13 protein-coding genes and 1 tRNA gene are annotated in these 18,799 nt (G+C 36.0%); 7 read left to right on the top strand and 7 right to left on the bottom strand.

What is annotated here, in order from left to right; genetic code table 11:
• Positions 1 to 425 precede the first annotated feature (425 nt).
• The 3 genes from tilS (at position 426) to ffh (ending at position 3,895) form a co-directional block, all read left to right on the top strand.
• Positions 426 to 1,745 carry a tRNA lysidine(34) synthetase TilS gene (gene tilS, locus ERCILAFE3058_RS03410; RefSeq protein WP_157990089.1) on the top strand — a complete coding sequence of 440 codons (1,320 nt, stop codon included), beginning with the start codon at positions 426 to 428 and terminating at the stop codon, positions 1,743 to 1,745.
• Between the two features lie 427 nt (positions 1,746 to 2,172).
• Positions 2,173 to 2,246: transfer RNA gene (locus tag ERCILAFE3058_RS03405), tRNA-Ile, on the top strand.
• 287 nt (positions 2,247 to 2,533) lie between these two features.
• On the top strand, positions 2,534 to 3,895 hold the full coding sequence (gene ffh, locus ERCILAFE3058_RS03400) for a signal recognition particle protein (protein ID WP_157990022.1): 1,362 nt from the start codon (positions 2,534 to 2,536) through the stop codon (positions 3,893 to 3,895).
• A gap of 278 nt (positions 3,896 to 4,173) precedes the next feature.
• On the opposite strand, the gene priA is transcribed toward ffh, so the two are convergent.
• The 7 genes from priA to sdhC all read right to left on the bottom strand — a co-directional run bounded on the left by priA (position 4,174) and on the right by sdhC (position 14,273).
• A complete protein-coding gene (gene priA / locus ERCILAFE3058_RS03395; RefSeq protein ID WP_157990021.1) occupies positions 4,174 to 6,288 on the bottom strand; it encodes a replication restart helicase PriA in 2,115 nt (704 codons plus the stop codon).
• A 384-nt stretch (positions 6,289 to 6,672) separates the two neighbouring features.
• A complete protein-coding gene (sucB, locus tag ERCILAFE3058_RS03390) occupies positions 6,673 to 7,896 on the bottom strand; it encodes a dihydrolipoyllysine-residue succinyltransferase (RefSeq protein ID WP_157990020.1) in 1,224 nt (407 codons plus the stop codon).
• 24 nt (positions 7,897 to 7,920) lie between these two features.
• A complete protein-coding gene (locus tag ERCILAFE3058_RS03385; RefSeq protein WP_157990019.1) occupies positions 7,921 to 10,713 on the bottom strand; it encodes a 2-oxoglutarate dehydrogenase E1 component in 2,793 nt (930 codons plus the stop codon).
• A gap of 327 nt (positions 10,714 to 11,040) precedes the next feature.
• Positions 11,041 to 11,757: a succinate dehydrogenase iron-sulfur subunit gene (locus ERCILAFE3058_RS03380; RefSeq protein ID WP_157990018.1), complete on the bottom strand. Its 717-nt coding sequence runs from the start codon at positions 11,755 to 11,757 to the stop codon at positions 11,041 to 11,043.
• 28 nt (positions 11,758 to 11,785) lie between these two features.
• A complete protein-coding gene (gene sdhA / locus ERCILAFE3058_RS03375; RefSeq protein ID WP_157990017.1) occupies positions 11,786 to 13,552 on the bottom strand; it encodes a succinate dehydrogenase flavoprotein subunit in 1,767 nt (588 codons plus the stop codon).
• The gene (gene sdhD / locus ERCILAFE3058_RS03370) at positions 13,552 to 13,899 is read right to left on the bottom strand and encodes a succinate dehydrogenase, hydrophobic membrane anchor protein (protein WP_157990016.1); all 348 of its coding nucleotides are present in this window, start codon (positions 13,897 to 13,899) and stop codon (positions 13,552 to 13,554) included. Before sdhD ends, sdhA begins: the two co-directional genes overlap by 1 nt.
• Positions 13,893 to 14,273 (bottom strand): succinate dehydrogenase cytochrome b556 subunit, encoded by a 381-nt coding sequence (gene sdhC, locus ERCILAFE3058_RS03365; RefSeq protein WP_157990088.1) that lies wholly within the window; start codon positions 14,271 to 14,273, stop codon positions 13,893 to 13,895. Before sdhC ends, sdhD begins: the two co-directional genes overlap by 7 nt.
• A gap of 529 nt (positions 14,274 to 14,802) precedes the next feature.
• Here sdhC and ERCILAFE3058_RS03360 point away from each other — a divergent pair.
• The 4 genes from ERCILAFE3058_RS03360 (at position 14,803) to ERCILAFE3058_RS03345 (ending at position 18,562) form a co-directional block, all read left to right on the top strand.
• A complete protein-coding gene (locus tag ERCILAFE3058_RS03360) occupies positions 14,803 to 16,086 on the top strand; it encodes a citrate synthase (protein WP_157990015.1) in 1,284 nt (427 codons plus the stop codon).
• 112 nt (positions 16,087 to 16,198) lie between these two features.
• Positions 16,199 to 16,996 (top strand): tRNA pseudouridine(38-40) synthase TruA, encoded by a 798-nt coding sequence (truA, locus tag ERCILAFE3058_RS03355; protein WP_232037580.1) that lies wholly within the window; start codon positions 16,199 to 16,201, stop codon positions 16,994 to 16,996.
• A gap of 194 nt (positions 16,997 to 17,190) precedes the next feature.
• Positions 17,191 to 17,868, top strand: coding sequence for a YggS family pyridoxal phosphate-dependent enzyme (locus ERCILAFE3058_RS03350; RefSeq protein ID WP_157990014.1), 678 nt, complete (start codon positions 17,191 to 17,193; stop codon positions 17,866 to 17,868).
• A 154-nt stretch (positions 17,869 to 18,022) separates the two neighbouring features.
• Positions 18,023 to 18,562 carry a YggT family protein gene (locus ERCILAFE3058_RS03345; RefSeq protein WP_157990013.1) on the top strand — a complete coding sequence of 180 codons (540 nt, stop codon included), beginning with the start codon at positions 18,023 to 18,025 and terminating at the stop codon, positions 18,560 to 18,562.
• Positions 18,563 to 18,799 lie beyond the last annotated feature (237 nt).

Below are 18,799 nucleotides of genomic sequence, written 5' to 3'. Positions count from 1 at the left end.
TTTGCAATAATATATAAGAAAAACAAGCGAAAATTAATTATATGAAAATGGCTAATCAAAAAATTTCTGTATTTCATGTACCTTACTCTATATGATATTATATATATAACACTCATTATCATGAATCAAACTTTCAAGTCTACATGTATCGATACTTAAAAATCTTTATTTTAAAATAAAACATTCATATTTATGATGTGGAATGCATTTTCCATAAAAGAAATAAACTCATTAAGTTCCTATGATTAGGAGATATTGAGTGTATATCGCGCAAGATACGATAACATCCTTCATCAAGATACGTTGAATGATATCAGAAGTAAAAATAAAAATTTATTACCAAGGATCTATATACATATTTAATGTACGAGTCCTGACTATCTTATCATCTTTTATGTAGAAATTTTGCATCAGGAAAACAGATGATGTCTAATATTGCTAAACTGAAAGATTTACTTATTAATGAACATGCTATAATGATAGCTTATAGCGGAGGTCTAGATTCTACTGTCCTTTTGCATCAATTAGTAATATTAAGACAACAAAATCCTCTTTTAAAAGTACGGGCAATGCATATCAATCATAACTTATATCATCTATCTGATAGCTGGGCGATATATTGTAAACAACAATGCGAATATTGGAATATCCCCCTTGAGGTGCGTACAGTACAAGTAAATCTTCAACATAAAAATGGGGTTGAAGCGGCAGCCCGCCAAGTACGATATCAGGCTCTATACCAAAATATGCAAGCCAAAGAAACCTTACTAACTGCACAACATCAAGATGATCAGAGCGAAACATTTATGTTGGCATTAAAGCGGGGAAGTGGACCAACTGGACTTTCTGGTATGGCATCATTACAATTACATGGGACACGTCGTCATATACGGCCATTTTTAAATATAAATAAATTAGCATTAAAAAAGTGGGCTAATCAGCATAAACTCTCTTGGATCGTAGACCCTAGTAATAACGATAAGCGTTATGACCGTAATTTTTTACGCTTAAAGGTTATGCCATTGCTGAATCAACGTTGGCCTCATTTTGCGCGTGCTGTATCGCGTAGTGCACAACTTTGTAGCGATCAGGAAAAATTGTTAGATGAATATCTTATAGAATCACTGCATATGTTACTGGATAGTACTCAATCGTTATATTTAATCCCATTGCACGTCATGAGTAAAGCTCGACGTTTCGCGCTATTAAGACGATGGCTGAAATATCACAATAGCGACATGCCATCTTATGATACACTACAACACATATGGAAACAAGTTGCCTGTAGTCGTGCTGATGCCAATCCACGTTTAAAAATAGGAAACAATGAGGTGCGGCGCTTTTGCAATCGTTTATATTTTCTACCAATACAAAAATCCATAAGTTGTTATGAGTTTATATGGGAGTACCCATGGAGAAATGTAACATTACCAGGTGGAATAGGACAGATAAAACAGTGCTTAAGTGGCGGTGTCACTATACGCTGTCCGTTGCCTGACACAAAAGTGTGTATACGTTTTCAAGCTCAAGGTATGTTTTATGTGTATGGTCGTTCGGGGAGTCGTTCCATCAAGAAATTATGGCAAGAATATAAAATTCCCCCATGGAATCGTGCACGAATTCCATTAATTTTTTATGATAACTCTCTCGTTACCGCTCTTGGTGTTTTTATCACAGTAGACGGACATGCTACATCAGACCAAGAAACATGGAATATCGATTGGTTACGTGAGAAAATCTTGTGAAGACATAGTAAACTTTATATTATAATCAAGTATTGCGTATATGCTTTAGTCGTTATTCAACATAAAAAAGAATCTTTTAGCTTTAAGTAAAAATTAATCGTTTTCAGTTGAAATATATCTTACTCATTGCAAAACTAACATAAGAATGTACACAGCAAATAATGTTGCAATTAGTGTTTATATTTAAGTAGAATATATGCTCGTTGCATACGCAGAAAAAATAAATATCTCATAAAGCTTATATCTGAATTGTTTAGATTCATCTAACTGAATATATTTAATCATCCTATAAATTAATTAAAAGTGAGATCTGGTCAAAATTTTATAGACTAAGCGAGCAAGCTTTCTTTAAGCAATTTTTATCTATAATAAATGCTAGATTTTTTTACATAAAAATATTATTATGTATAGTGAAACTTTATTTTACGGCCCCTTAGCTCAGGTGGTCAGAGCAGGCGACTCATAATCGCTTGGTCGCTGGTTCAAACCCAGCAGGGGCCACAATAGTTTAGCACGAAAATGTAAAATAATGTATCTGTGATATATATACATAACATTTTTAGATAGGTGCTTATTTTAGACATATATCACTGCTACATAATATTTTTACTTTATTCTACTTCTTTTTTATTTTTACGCAAAAGTTGAATTGTTCATCAAGACATCTTTATTTTATGTGATAATAGTTATATTTTAGCTTGTAATTGATTGAAAGTATGATATTGAATAATACTGTAGGTGCTTACAGTACACACTAATCTTCTGTATTGAGGTTTAAGTCAAAGAGCATGTTTGAGAATTTAACTAATAGTTTTTCAACCACTTTACGTAAGATTGTCGGGCATCGTAGATTAACTGAGGAAAATATTAAAAACACCTTAACACAAGTACGTTCCGCATTACTAGAAGCAGATGTGGCTCTCCCAGTAGTACGTACATTTATTGATAACGTTAAAGTTCGAGCACTGAATCATATTGTAAATCATAATTTCACCCCAGGTCAGGAATTTATAAAAATAGTAAAAAAAGAATTAATTCTAGCCATGGGTGAAAAAAATTATACTTTAGACTTAAAAACTACTCCACCAGCGGTAATTTTAATAGCAGGTCAACAAGGCGCTGGTAAAACAACCAGTGTTGGTAAATTGGGGAAGTTTTTACATGACAAGTATCATAAAAAGATATTAGCGGTTTCTATTGATATTTATCGCCCCGCAGCAATTAAACAATTAGAGATTTTAACAGAACAGGTAAGTATTGATTTTTATCCATCATATCAAAACCAGGAACCAGTAAAAATTGCTAAAGATGCCTTACATTGTGCTAGAATTAAATTCTATGATATACTATTAGTAGATACTGCCGGTCGCTTACATAGTAATAATTTAATGATGAGAGAATTGAATGAGGTATGTTTAGCTATAGCGCCAATAGAAACATTATTAGTTGTTGACGCGATGACCGGACAGGATGCAGCGAAGATAGCTAAAGAATTCAATGCCGCTCTGCCATTAACAGGTATCATACTCACTAAAGTAGATAGTGATGCGCGGGGCGGGGCAGCACTATCTATACGCCATATGACTGGTAAACCAATTAAATTTATAGGGACAGGAGAAAAAATTGACACTATAGAACCTTTTTATCCAGATCGTATTGCCTCACGTATATTAGGTATGGGTGATATGTTATCTCTTATTGAAGAGATAGAGAATAAAATCGATCATAAAACAGTTAAAAAATTATCTCATTCATTTAAGAAAAACCATACCTTTAACCTTAATGATTTTCTCGAGCAATTAAAACAATTACGTAATATGGGGGGGATGGTTAACTTAATTGATAAGATACCAGGAATGTTAAGCCTTCCAGATACTGTTAAATCTCAACTCAATGATCAATCCATGCAACGCATGGAAGCTATAATCCATTCTATGACACATATGGAGCGTGATCACCCTGAAGTTATTAAGGGATCGCGTAAACGTCGTATTGCTTTGGGATCTGGTTTATCAGTACAAGATGTGAACCAATTCTTAAAACAATTTCATGATATGCAAGCTATGATGAAAAAAGTAAAACACGGTGGTGCGACATACATGATACGTAAAATACAAGAAATGATGCCCTCTAATTTTTATAAACATTAGAAGTATGATATATTTTATTTGACGTTTATAAAATAAATATGCTTTTAACATATTCACTCGTCATTTTTAATGTACCAGAATAAATACAATTCAAATATATCAATTTTATACACAAAAGCATGTTTTCAATCAGTTAACTCTTTTTCACATACCCAGAATATATCGCTCGTTTTTAAATTTTACATCCTTTTTGTCTTCAAAATCGGATGAATAATAATAAAACTGATGATAAATCCATCCTATCTATACTATAAACTGTGAAATAATAATAATTAATATTAACTATCATATGAATTAATCCGTAGACTCCATTTAATATGACATCCCTGTGGAATAGTATCGACTAACGTACGAGCATGTTTAATAAAAAAATACAGTGTAACGCGAGAAGAATGATAGATTTCCATTGTCCATCGATAACGTCCTTTAATTTTAGCCTTGAATGATGGATTAGGTCCTGCCACTCGAAAGGAAGAATTATACAGTGAGCTATCTTTTAGAAGTACCATTAATTGATTTAAAAATTGACGTGCTTTATGATTATCATAAGCTTCGGCACAAAATATAGCTTGGTTAGTATACGGAGGTAACAAAAAACTTTTTCGTTTGTATAGCTCTTGTTTAGCAAATTCATCATATCCTGTATGCAATAACGTATTGAGTAGCGAGTTTTCGGGGTGATAAGTTTGCAATATGACCTCTCCTCGTTTATTAGGGCCTTCCGCTAGTCTAGCCATATAGTGATATAATTGAGCAAAACGCTCTGAGGCTTGGAAATCAGATGAAAATAAAACACCGTCTGCATTGACGAACGATACTAATGTAATATTTGATAGATTGTGCGTTTTAAATATCATTTTTGAGCTCAGTAAAATATGTGCACGTCCATGATCAATTTTATCTAATGTGTTTTCTGGGACAGAATGATAGCCAGCTGTATCATGATTAATGTACGTAAGTGGCACAAAGGGAAAAAGAGTTGTTAAATAATTCTCTATTTGTTCAATACATAAGCCCACTGGAAGAATATATGTCGAATCGCACTGCCAACACTGACGAGGTATTCGACGCCATCCATTGCAGTAAAGACAACGCAGTTGGTTATATCTTCTATATAATACAAAATTACGTTCACATCGAATGCACTTAGGAATCCATCTACATTCTTGACATAACAAGGCGGGAGAAAAACTATGGTGGTGAAGAAATAAAAACACCTGATGTTTTTCTTCAAGATGTCTGTGCATTTTGTTGATTAATATAGGAGATAACCCAGCCTGAAGCTGTAAACCTTGTAAATCGACTAATATCCGCTTTGCTGGTCCAATTTTATGGCAATTTTCTTTAAATACAATTTGGCGATATTTCCCTAATTGCACGTTATGCAATGTTTCTAGTGCAGGAGTGGCTGATCCAATTATGATAGGTATATTTTCTTGTCTTGCACGTAATATCGCAAGATCACGCGCATGGTATGGACAACCGTCTTTTTGTATATAAGAACTTGCGTGTTCTTCATATATAATGATAATACCAAGTTGTGTAAAGGGTGTAAAAACAACAGAGCGAGTGCCAATGACAATATCTGTTTTACCTTCTCGGGCCCTGCGCCACACGTTAAGACGTTCATGATGATTTAAATTAGAATGTAAAGCATCAACTTGGACATGAAAACGCTTGAGAACAAGCGAAGTGGTCTCAGGTGTTAAGTTAATCTCTGGTACTAATATAATGGCTTGTTTTCCCTGTGTTAGTATGTTTTCTAAAACATTGAAATAAATATTAGTTTGGCCAGATTCAGATAGACCATGTAACAACCAAGTGATAAACTTATTATCAGTATTTTGAATGGTAGTAACAGCTTCATACTGTTCTAAATTTAATTGTTGTGTTACATTTTTTACATTATTAAAAGAATCCTGATTAAGACCATGGGAAGAAAATAAATTATTAGAGTAGAGGGGAGGTAACTGTTCTTTTTTTAAAGCAAAGGGTATATGTTTGTATGTTTTTTTGTTTTCTATTATACTAGAACCAATACTTTTATTGTCTAGGATGCTTTCTAGTAAATATCCTCGCCGGAGCAATAGAGGAATGGCATAAAAGAGGATGTTTCCTAAAGAATAATGGTAGTATTCTGCAGCTAATATTAACGTGCGCCACAAATTAGAATGATATAATGAATGCGTATCGAGTATCTCATGTATTATAGGTAGCTGAAGAAGCGGATCACCACATGTTCTAGAAGTTTTTACGACAATACCGATCATCTGTCTATTTCGAAAGGGAACTCGTATGCGCCCACCGATCACTACATCTTGTACATTTTTAGGTAATACATAGTTCAAATTATAAGTCTGAGAAACCGGCAGTGCAACCTGTACAATGTACATAATGATATCCGATTATTCATGATTGTATTTTTTTTGTGATATACATATCTTTTAATACTAAAAAGTGCATACCTTTCTAACAGAAGAGTTACTAGGTGTATCTCCCGTATTTATTTTTATAATAAGGCATATATTTCTCATATATTCAGTATAATACAAACATATTCTATTTTTAAGAAAATTTTTGACAAAAGATGTATATAACAAGATTGATGCTTTATGTGCCGGAAAAACAATTAGCAATAAAAGTATGCATAAAAAGAATACTAGGAAAAAATATACCTGATCTTATCATCAAGTGATGCGTATCATTCTTTGTAAGAATATTAGTACTATTTACATACATTACCTACCGCTCCGCTCATGTTGAGAGTATTTTTGAGGTTATACATCTAGTAATAGACGTGTTGGATCTTCTAAGAATTCTTTTATCGTTACTAGGAAACCTACTGACTCACGTCCATCAATTAATCGATGATCATAAGAAAGTGCAAGATACATCATAGGTAAGATAACTACTTTTCCACTAAGTGCTACAGGGCGTTCTTTAATAGAATGTATACCAAGAATGGCGCTTTGTGGTGGGTTCAGTAGCGGTGTAGACATAAGTGAGCCAAAAACTCCACCATTAGTAATGGTAAACGTACCGCCAGTAAGCTCTTCTACAGTGAGTTTGTTATTTCGACTCTTTGTTGCAAGTAACGTAATTTGCTTTTCTATTTCAGACATACTTAAAGTATCAACATTTTTCAGTACGGGCGTTACTAAACCTCGTGGTGTAGAGACAGCAATACTAATATCAAAATAACTGTGATAGACTATTTCCGCACCATCAATAGATGCATTAATTTCCGGATAACGCTTTAACGCATTGATTGCAGCTTTAATATAAAAAGACATAAAACCTAAACGTATACCATGACGTTTTTCAAATGATTCGCCATATTCTGTGCGCAGAGTCATAATAGGTTGCATATTAACTTCGTTAAATGTAGTCAACATAGCAGTGGTATGTTTCATATGTAGTAATCGTTCTACCATGCGTGTTCGTAAGCGAGTCATAGGTATACGCTTTTCGCTACGTGATTCAACGAAGGATATATGTGATTCTTGTTCACATCTTATATGGTCTTGTGTCTTTACAGACTGAGGTATTGTATTTTCAATATAGTTTGCTTTTGGTAGAGAGTTTCTGTTGATGCCCTCCTCGCTCAGTTCTTCTTGTTTGGTGTTATTTTCAGACATTAAACGACGTTTTGCCGGACTTAGAAAAGAAAAGGGTTTTTCATTAGAAGAAATAACGATCTGTTCTGTAATTGTAGGAATTTTTTCAGGAATGTGAGGGGCAACCAAAGAACTATTATGATCCTTTAACGTTAAATGCCCTAAAATTTGACGAGATATTACAGTCACACCTTCTTGTTCTAATATATTTTCTAATATTCCATCAGCAGAGGCAGGAATTTCTAAAACCACCTTGTCAGTTTCAATATCTACAAGTACTTCATCACGCTGTACTGTGTCGCCAATATTTTTATGCCATACACTTACCGTAGCATCTGTTACAGATTCCGGTAAGTCTGGCACGATAATATCTATCGTGTTCATTTTGTACCTCCTGTGTAATCATTATTAAATAGTGAGGGCATCATTAATTAACTTATATTGTTGCTGATGATGAATGGATAAATAACCTACTGCCGGTGTTGAGGCTGCTGGACGTCCAGAATAATTTAATGAAGCGCCCGCAGGGAGAATGGATCGACAAGCATTTTGATTTATACTACACCATGCACCTTGGTTGCGTGGCTCTTCTTGGCACCAGATAAAATCATTCACATGGGAATAAGGTTGTAAAATTTTTTTTAGTTCTGCATAGGGAAACGGATATAATTGTTCTATACGAAGAATAGCAATATTATTTTGATTATTTTGGCGACGTTGAGTAAGAAGATCATAATACACCTTTCCTGAGCATAGTATAACGCGTTGTATTGATTTAGCACAAAGTGTATCAATCTCACCAATTACTAATTGGAATTGACCATTGGATAGATCTTCTAATGAAGAGACCGCTTGCGGATGACGTAACAGTGATTTAGGTGACATGATTATCAAAGGACGACGTATTATCTGTGATGCATGATGTCGTAGTATATGATATAGTTGTGCGGGTGTTGAAAGCATGCAGATTTGCATGTTTTCTTCTTCGCAAAGTTGCAGGTATCGCTCTATACGAGCAGAGGAGTGCTCTGGTCCTTGCCCTTCATATCCGTGTGGTAAAAACATAACTAATCCGCATACACACCCCCATTTTTGTTCACTAGTGCTAATAAATTGATCAATGACAACTTGCGCCCCATTAGCAAAATCACCAAATTGCGCCTCCCATATTGTTAATGTTCTAGGTGCTGTCATAGCATAACCATACTCAAAGGCTAGCACTGCCTCTTCTGATAGCACGGAATCCCATACACTGAACTTACCTTGATTATTGTTAATATGTTGTAATGGAACATATGCAGATCCATCTTTTTGGTTGTAAATTATAGCGTGTCGATGAAAGAATGTCCCACGCCCTATATCCTCACCAGAGAGACGACACGAAATACCTTGATCTAAAAGAGTAGCATATGCAAGTATTTCCGCTGCCCCCCAATCGAATAATTTGTTTCCAATAGCCATTTGAGAGCGATCGTCATATATTTTTTTTACACGTGATTGCATTATTACTGTATCTGGAATATTACTAATATGGGTAGCAAGTTTTTGTAACTCATTTAGTTTGATATTTTTTTTATCTATATATTGAATAGGATGGGTGCGCAGATGTGACGGTACCTCCGTACAGGAATAATATTCCATAGGATGCCATACAGGATGTGCAATAGGTGTTGCATGTCCACCTGCATCTATTGTATCACGGTATGCATTAACCATTTTAAGGGCATCCTCTTGGTTGATAATCTTTTCAGCCTGTAGTTTTTTTGCATATATTTCTCGTATTGTTGGATGTTTTTGAATTGCTTGATACATCAATGGCTGAGTGACACTAGGTTCATCAGCTTCATTATGGCCATGACGACGGTAGCAAACAAGATCAATAAATACATCTTTTTTAAATATACGACGAAAATCTAATGCTAGATAGGTAATAAAAGCTACTGCTTCTGGATCATCTGCTGTTACGTGGAAAATAGGTGCCGCAATCATTTTACCGATATCAGTACAGTACTGTGTCGATCGAGAATCTTGAGGGTTGGATGTGGTAAAACCAATCTGGTTGTTAATTACAATACGTATTGTACCACCCACTTCATAGCCACGTACTTTTGATAGATTTAAAGTTTCTTGTATGACCCCTTGTCCAATAATTGCTGCATCTCCGTGAATGGTAATCGGCAAAATTTCATTGCTATTTTTATCAGGCAAACAATCTATTCGAGCTCTTGCAGAACCCATTACTACTGGGTTAATAATTTCTAAATGCGAAGGGTTATAAGCTAGTGCTAAATGCACCACACCCCCTTCAGTTTTAATATCAGAAGAAAAACCTAAGTGGTACTTTACATCACCACTTCTTACTAGGTGTACGGGGGGCTGACCAGAAAATTCATGCAATACATCTTGTGTTTTTTTTCCCAATACATTGACGAGCACATTAAGACGACCACGATGCGCCATACCGATAACTGCTTGACGTGTCCCATTCATGCTAGAATGTCGTATCATTTCGTTCAGTATTAATATTAACGCATCCCCTCCTTCTAGTGAAAAACGTTTCGCACCTGGAAATTGTGAGCCTAGATATCGTTCTAAGCCTTCTGCAGCGGTAAGCATCTTAAGAAAATCTTTTTTTTTCTCAACAGAAAAAAAGGCGTTACGATTGACTATTTCTAATTTGTTTTGTATCCATTGTTTTTCTTTTTGAGACGTGATATGCATATACTCTGCTCCAATGGAGCCACAGTAGATACTTTTGAATTTGGAGTAAATATCAATAAGCTTCATGTTTTTTTTTTCAGTTGCCCATGCATCGACTCTAAAACTATCTTGAAAATTATCCGTATTTAGACCATAGTATTCAATACTAAGTTCCTCTACCTCTTGTTTTTCTTGAAGCTTTAGAGGGTCTAAACACGCTTGTTGATGACCTAAACAACGAAAGGCATTGATGAGGCAAGATACCTTCATGACTTCGTCATATTTTTTAGAGTGATTGATATCATCTTCATGATTCAGAGTGATATTAAGTGATTGAGGTACATCTATAACATGAAACATTTTACGAAAAATAATACGCCAATCTGGTGTAACAGAATGAGGATCTTTTAAAAAATCATCGTAGATACACTCTATATAAGATTGGTTTGCAGCGGCTAACCAAGAAAAGCCCAACCAGGGTTTTATATCGTTATTCTGCATTGTAATTCCTTTGGAATAATTGGTGTATGTGCACATAGTAATCAATCATTAGAAGGTGACTATAATTTCTTGTATAACCTTGCTTCATTACGGCACACTATATTTATCTTTTTATCTTATGGTGTTTATGTGTTTTTAATATAGTTCGCATAGTTAATAAAAATATTGATATATGTATATCAAGTTAATAAGAAACATAAAGTTTTCAATCTTTTATTTATTGCTCTATGATTTACTCTCAAATCCTATGACTACTAAAGAGTATAAAAGCAGATCATGAGAAAGAGTTAGGTGTTGCAAACTTATGATCATATGTTTATATATAAACTAAGCGCCTCGATGTAGCAGCATTAATTTAATCTCACCAATTGCGCGTGTAGGGTTGAGTCCTTTTGGGCATACGCTTGTACAATTCATAATGCTATGACAGCGAAAGACACTAAAGGCATCATTAAGATGATCTAATCGCCAATCTGTTGCAGTATCACGATTATCAACAAGAAAACGATAAGCGGCTAACAGACCGGCTGGACCTATAAACTTATCTGGGTTCCACCAAAAAGAAGGGCATGCTGTAGAGCAACATGCACAGAGTATGCATTCATAGAGTCCATCTAGTCGTGCGCGTTGCTCTTGATTTTGTAGATTTTCTCTTGTCGAGAAAACTTGGGTATTGTGTAGTAAGTACGGCTTGACTTTGGCATATTGTTCATAGAACGGCTTCATGTCTACTACGAGGTCACGAATGACAGGCAATAATGGTAGCGGTCGAAGAATAATGATCTTTTTCCCGCCGCCTAGTGCGGAAATGGGGGTGATACACGCTAATCCGTTTTTGCCGTTGATATTTAGTCCATCAGAACCGCATACTCCTTCACGACAGGAGCGTCTAAATGTTAGTGTAGGGTCATGTTCTTTTAAACGAATGAGTGCATCTAATAACATGAGATCTTGATTATCTTCTAATTCTAAAAAATAATCTTGCATGTATGGATGACCATCCAGTTCTGGATTGTAACGATAGATAGAAAATTCCAGTTTCATGTGTAGATGCTTTCCTCCAACGACTTATTTAATACGAACGCTCTTGAGGCGCAAAGGCTGGACGTAATACTGGTTGCATGTTAACGTTTCGACGAGTCATACATTGACGTTGTGGTAAATACAAAGTATGGCATAGCCAGTTATGATCATCACGCACAGGATAATCATAACGACTGTGCGCTCCGCGGCTTTCTGTACGGTAATGGGCTGCTAAAGCCGTAACATAAGCGGTTTCCATCAAATTATCCAGTTCTAGGCATTCAATGCGTTGAGTATTAAAGTCATCAGATCGGTCATCAAGTCGTGCCTTTTGTAGACGTTTACGGAGATCTTGTAATTCAGCTATTCCTCTTTGCATCTCCAACCCCTCTCGAAATACCGAGAAATTTTTTTGCATGCAGTGTTGTAAAGCTTTACGTAATGCTACTGGGTCTTCGCCTGTATTGTTGTTGTTCCAACGTTCTAGACGTACTAGGGAATGCTGAATTTCTTCTTCTGTAGCTTCTAATAAAACCCCTTGTTCTTGCATAGATTTCTGCATACATAAACCCACAGCTCTTCCAAAGACGATCAGGTCAAGTAGAGAATTCCCCCCTAGGCGATTCGCTCCATGCACTGATACGCAAGCGGTTTCTCCTACAGCAAATAGTCCAGGAATGATCATATCTTTCCCTTGTTCATTCACAGTTAATACTTGACCTGTAATTTTAGTGGGAATCCCCCCCATCATATAATGGCAGGTTGGGATGACTGGAATGGGGTCTTTAACTGGATCAATATGGGCAAAGGTACGTGACATCTCAAGAATACCAGGGAGGCGTGATTCTAGCACTTCTTTTCCTAGGTGATCTAGTTTTAATTTTGCATGCGGACCAAAAGGTCCCTCGTATCCGCGGTTCTCACGAATTTCAATCATAATTGAACGTGCGACTACATCACGACTGGCGAGGTCTTTAGCTTTTGGTGCATAACGTTCCATGAATCTTTCGCCATGTTTGTTTAATAAATAACCTCCCTCCCCGCGGCAACCTTCTGTTATTAAGACACCCACTCCAGCAATTCCTGTTGGGTGAAATTGCCACATTTCCATATCTTGTACGGGCACACCTGCACGAAGTGCCATTCCAATGCCATCACCGGTATTAATATAGGCATTAGTGGTGGATTCATAAATCCGTCCGGCTCCTCCAGTAGCTAGTATTGTTGCATTGGCTTTAAAGTATACCACTTCACTATTTTCGATATTTAAAGCAGTACAACCAACAATGGCTCCATGAGCATTTTTCACTAAATCGAGTGCATACCATTCTGCAAAAATAGTAGTGTTATTTTTTAAGTTTTGTTGATAAAGCGTATGCAGAAGTGCGTGACCTGTCCGATCAGCAGCAGCGGCGGTGCGCGCCGCTTGTTTTTCGCCAAAGTTTGTTGATTGCCCACCAAAAGGACGTTGATAAATGCGCCCATCTTCTAATCTTGAAAATGGCAAACCCATATGTTCTAATTCTAGAATGGCCTGTGGCCCAGTTTTACACATGTATTCAATAGCACGTTGATCACCGATATAATCAGAACCTTTTATAGTATCATACATGTGCCACTCCCAGTTATCTCTATGCGCATTACCCAATGCCACTGTAATTCCGCCTTGTGCGGACACTGTGTGCGAGCGGGTTGGAAATACTTTAGATAACAGAGCGCAATTGTGGCCCGATTGGGTAATCTGTAATGCTGCGCGCATACCTGCACCGCCTGCACCAATAACAATGGCGTCAAATTCTATTACTGATAACTTCATTACGTACTCCAGACAACGAGGGTACCATAAATAGCATATACAAATAGCACTACGATGATTGCTAGCTGTAGCAGCATACGCATTGCCAATGATTTTATATAGTCAGTTAATACTTGCCACATTCCAATCCAGCCATGTATCAGTATAGAAAATAGTGTGAGGCACGTGAAAACTTTAGTAAGTGGTAAGTGAAAAAATCTACACCAAGAACTATAGGTAATAGTGTCTGATATTGTCATCATAACGAGGATATAGAAAACGTAGAAGGTTATAATAATCGCTGTGGCACGTACTAGTAACCAGTCATGCAAACCGTGACGCCCCAATGCAGAAGCATTGTTTACCATATAAGAACTCCAGATAAAATTGAAAGCACCATGGCAATAAAAAATGATATTTGTGCAGAGAATTTTCCTACTTGCAGGGTGACTCCAAGTAGATTAAAGTCCATCATCATATGTCGAATACCACTAACAATATGGTATGATAGTGTGCTTAAAACCCCCCACATAAAAAATTTAAAGACAAAATTATCCATCATCAAGGATGCTCGAAGGAATCCTTTAGGAGAGGAGAGAGATAAATCTAACAACCATAGTATTACTCCAATCGATAAAAATATGATTACACCGGATATGCGATGAAGAATAGACGCAATGGCAGTTAAAGGAAAGTGTATTGTAGAAAGATCTAAATTAATTGGTCTTTTTTTTTTCACGATATTTCCATTAAAGTTTGTCGTATTGATGCAGACTCAGCTTATAGTACGGTATAATAATATTTACCATGCTTTCACAAAAAAGAAGATAATTTTTAATTAAATTATTTTACTAATGATTTTATGTCATGTTATCTTAAATTTTATTACAAGCAAGATGTCCGTGTAATTTAATACCTAGTTTACTTCAGATTTTATTTGTTTTTAAATTAAAGTGGATTCTTGAGTTAGCAAGCGGTTTTTTGATGCAACTGTTTTTCTTAGCATGCGATATTTTCATCGAAATATCATGACCGTGATTCTATCAATTCTATCAATCATTAAAATTAAAATTAATTTCGAAGGCTATCTACTTATTATACTATGATATAGTATGATTATTTTCAATTTATTTTTCATCATGAATAACGGTGTAGATGATAAATTTTTGTATTAGTGTTCAATAGATTATACCGTTAACACGGTACAGTGCTAGCAACTATAAATAGGATTTCAGATATATAGGATTAAGTGAGATGACGGAGGATGAGGAATGACTGGAAAAAAGGCAACGATGACTGTTGAGGGAAGATCCCCAATTGAGCTAGATGTTTTAACAGGGACTTTAGGGTGTGAGGAAATTGATATTCGCACTCTTGGTTCCCACGGATATTTTACTTTTGACCCTGGCTTTACCTCTACCGCATCATGTCAATCTAAAATTACTTTTATTGATGGCGATAAAGGAATTCTGTTACATCGGGGATTTCCGATTGACCAGTTAGCATTGTATTCAAATTATTTAGAAGTCTGTTATATTCTTTTACATGGAGAGCCACCCAATAGGGAACAGTTCAAAGATTTTCGCCTTGCTATAACTCGCCATACTATGTTACATGAACAGATTCATCATTTATTTCGTGGTTTTCGTCGTGATTCTCACCCAATGGCAGTCATGTGTGGAATTACTGGAGCGCTAGCTGCATTTTACCATGATGCAATGGATGTAAATATTGAATGGCATCGTGAAGTTACTGCCATCCGTTTGTTAGCCAAAATGCCCACCATGGCTGCGATGTGCTATAAATATTCTATAGGTCAGCCATTTGTATATCCTCGCAATGACCTTTCATACGCAGGTAATCTTTTGCATATGATGTTTTCTACACCGTGCGAAGAATACATCATCAACCCTGTTGTTGAGCAAGCCATGGATCGTATTCTTATTTTACATGCTGATCACGAGCAGAATGCATCTACTTCCACCGTGCGTACTGCCGGCTCATCCGGTGCCAATCCTTTCGCGTGTATTGCAGCAGGTATCGCTTCGCTATGGGGGCCGGCACATGGTGGAGCAAATGAAGCTTGTTTGCGTATGTTAGAAGAGATTAGCACTGTAGATCATATTCCTGAGTTCTTACAACGTGCTAAGGATAAGAATGATCCGTTTCGTTTGATGGGATTTGGTCACAGAGTGTATAAAAATTATGATCCTCGTGCCCGTGTGATGCGAGACACTTGTCATGCAGTGCTGAGAGAACTAGATCTCAGAAAAGATTTAATGGAAGTAGCGATGAAATTAGAATATATCGCATTACATGATCCCTATTTTATTGAACGAAAACTTTATCCTAACGTTGACTTCTATTCAGGAATTATTCTTAAAGCAATGGGTATTCCTTTATCTATGTTTACAGTGATTTTCGCTATGGCACGCACTGTTGGCTGGATAGCACACTGGAAAGAAATGTATGATAATGGGATTAAAATTGCTCGCCCGCGCCAACTTTATACTGGTTATGCGCAGCGTCCATTTAGCTCACAGGTTCAAAAATAATATACATTGATTGATAATATAGAGATATTTTCTATGTGTTTACACTGTAAACAGCCTTAGGTGCTTTGTTCATCTGTTGAAGTAACGTGTGTATTGGAGGATATGTTTAATATTGACTTTAAAAATAGCACTTGGTATAGAATATGATGGCACTCATTATTGTGGTTGGCAAAGACAGAGGGAGGTACATAGTGTACAAGAGAAATTAGAACAGGCATTGGCAAAAGTGGCTGATCATGCAGTCAGTGTAGTGTGCGCAGGACGCACTGACTCTGGAGTACATGCCACCGGACAGGTTGTTCATTTCCAGACTGTTTCTCGCCGTAAGGATAGTGCTTGGGTACGAGGTGTGAACGCTTTCCTGCCAGAAGATATCGCTGTACGTTGGGCTAAAGTTGTACCGGATATATTTCATGCTCGATTTAGCGCTCTTTTTCGACGCTATCGTTATGTGATTTATAATCAACCGCACCATCGCCCTGCTATCTTTGCTAATGGTGTCATGCATTGTCCTATCATCCTAGATACCAATAAAATGCAGCGTGCTGGAGCATATCTGATAGGTGAAAATAATTTCACTTCTTTTCGAGCAAGCCAATGTCAATCGCAATCCCCTATCAGACAGGTTATACATCTTCATGTGACTCGACATGACTTATACGTACTTATTGATATTAAGGCGAATGCCTTTTTGTATCATATGGTGCGTAATATTGTTGGTAGTTTGATAGAGGTGGGTTATGGTCATCAGACTGAAGATTGGATCCATGATCTATTATTAGCTAAAGATCGTAAATTAGCGCCTGCTATTGCATCTGCAAAAGGATTATATTTAGTATCAGTAGACTATCCTAGTGATTATGCAATCCCAAGTTTTTCAATAGGACCACTCTTTTTACTACCGGAATGACATCTATCTTGTATTTTTATAAGAATAAAATGATATAGTTTTTGCATAAAATGGTTGCATTAGGTGTAATAACGATATACAAGAGCCTTTCATACTTGAAAGAATATTCTACAGATGCATTAAATAGCTTGATATGCCGTGGATTACATATTGTAATGGCATAGTAGTATTGGGTTATGAGTGGGTAATATGTAATGATTAAAACAAACCTACAGAATATACATCAGAAAATCACGATGACAGCATTAAGATGTGGTCGTGACCCAAAAGAGATTACTTTACTTGCAGTGAGTAAAAAGAAAACTGTGAGAGAGATAGAACAAGCAGTCAGTGTTGGACAGAATTTTTTTGCTGAAAACTATGTACAGGAAGGAATAAGCAAAATTAAATTATTGTCTGATGTAAAATTGGTTTGGCATTTTATTGGATCACTGCAATCTAATAAGAGTCGACTTGTCGCAAAGTATTTTGATTGGTGTCATACCGTAAATTCTTTACACTTAGCCCATAGATTAAATTTTCAACGGTCAGGCATGCCTAATCCATTAAATGTATTAATTCAGATCAATATTAGCAATGAAGAGCAAAAATCAGGAATTTTATTAAAGGAACTCCCAAATTTAGCGCAAGCAATCAGTGTTTTACCGTGCCTAATATTACGAGGAATAATGGCCATGCCTATTTTACATCATAGTAACGAGCGCCAACTTGTCGCGTATCATAAGATGGCAGAAGTGTTTCAACAACTGAAAGATACTTATCCGAGTGTCGATACTTTATCTCTTGGCACGAGCAGTGATATAGATTCTGCTATTATAGTAGGTAGTACCATGGTTCGTGTGGGTACTGCTATTTTTGGTACAAGAGGGTAAGCTAGGCGCGTGCTTTTATATAATTTATGGTGACTTCAATATGTGTTGAGTTTAATAATTTAATAATTTCATAATTTAATACTGAAGTGAAATCTTTATTCATTAAGATATGCGTTATGATTAATACATGTACTATATATAGCTGAGGAGCTCCATGCTAGCCTTGATTTTTCTAGTAACTACTATAATGACGCTTTATATTAAAATATTATTACTACATACTTGGATGCAGTTATCGCGATGTGACTTTTATAACTCGTTTGTACAATTAATTATGAAAATCACTTACCCGATTGTTAATCCGTTCCGACGTATACTTAAATATAACGGTCCATGGGATATAGTCTCTGTGTTTATATCTTATGTTATTAGTGTACTCATGGTCCCCATCATGCTTAAATTAGTGCATTTTGATTTAATTTTATTTTACTTAGGATTGGTGATCTTACTGAAATCTTTTGGTGTTCTGGTTTTCTGGGTGATAATTGGGCGATCTTTAACAAGTTGGGTGAATCAAGGAAGTAATGCGGTAGACGAAATACTTTTACAATTAACTGAGCCACTTATGATTCCTATTCGTCGTGTAGTGCCGCCTACTAGTGGTCTTGATTTTTCTGTCATGATAGTAATTGGCATACTCTATATTCTGAATTTTATTGGGATAGAATATATTCCAGGCTGGGCTCATCTCTAGAGAAAGCATGTCACTTTAAATTAAAAGTATACTCAAAGCATATCACTTTACATGAATATTGGATGCGTATCACGTCACGTGCATATATTACAGCTTGTTAACAGAAGAAACGTAAAAATCATTATAAATTTGTGATTATGCTAAGATCTTTAAATATTGAAAGATACGTATTATAGTATAATATTATTATCTCTAAAGTTAGGTCTATACGATATTTCATCTTCATCTATGCTGTAA

The sequence above is a fragment of the Candidatus Erwinia haradaeae genome (assembly GCF_900698955.1).
Classification (GTDB): Bacteria; Pseudomonadota; Gammaproteobacteria; order Enterobacterales; family Enterobacteriaceae; genus Erwinia_E; species Erwinia_E haradaeae_G.
The sequence above is the reverse complement of the archived record's forward strand: the minus strand, read 5'-3'. Positions and strand labels throughout refer to the sequence as shown.

What these genes read in the sequence shown, in the direction of transcription:
- ERCILAFE3058_RS03380 (WP_157990018.1), bottom strand. Translation starts at nt 11,757, where the DNA reads ATGAAACTGGAATTTTCTATCTATCGTTACAATCCAGAACTGGATGGT.
- ERCILAFE3058_RS03360 (WP_157990015.1), top strand. Translation starts at nt 14,803, where the DNA reads ATGACTGGAAAAAAGGCAACGATGACTGTTGAGGGAAGATCCCCAATT.
- ERCILAFE3058_RS03345 (WP_157990013.1), top strand. Translation starts at nt 18,023, where the DNA reads ATGCTAGCCTTGATTTTTCTAGTAACTACTATAATGACGCTTTATATT.
- ERCILAFE3058_RS03350 (WP_157990014.1), top strand. Translation starts at nt 17,191, where the DNA reads ATGATTAAAACAAACCTACAGAATATACATCAGAAAATCACGATGACA.
- sdhD (WP_157990016.1), bottom strand. Translation starts at nt 13,899, where the DNA reads ATGGTAAACAATGCTTCTGCATTGGGGCGTCACGGTTTGCATGACTGG.
- priA (WP_157990021.1), bottom strand. Translation starts at nt 6,288, where the DNA reads ATGTACATTGTACAGGTTGCACTGCCGGTTTCTCAGACTTATAATTTG.
- tilS (WP_157990089.1), top strand. Translation starts at nt 426, where the DNA reads ATGTCTAATATTGCTAAACTGAAAGATTTACTTATTAATGAACATGCT.
- ffh (WP_157990022.1), top strand. Translation starts at nt 2,534, where the DNA reads ATGTTTGAGAATTTAACTAATAGTTTTTCAACCACTTTACGTAAGATT.
- sucB (WP_157990020.1), bottom strand. Translation starts at nt 7,896, where the DNA reads ATGAACACGATAGATATTATCGTGCCAGACTTACCGGAATCTGTAACA.
- ERCILAFE3058_RS03385 (WP_157990019.1), bottom strand. Translation starts at nt 10,713, where the DNA reads ATGCAGAATAACGATATAAAACCCTGGTTGGGCTTTTCTTGGTTAGCC.
- sdhA (WP_157990017.1), bottom strand. Translation starts at nt 13,552, where the DNA reads ATGAAGTTATCAGTAATAGAATTTGACGCCATTGTTATTGGTGCAGGC.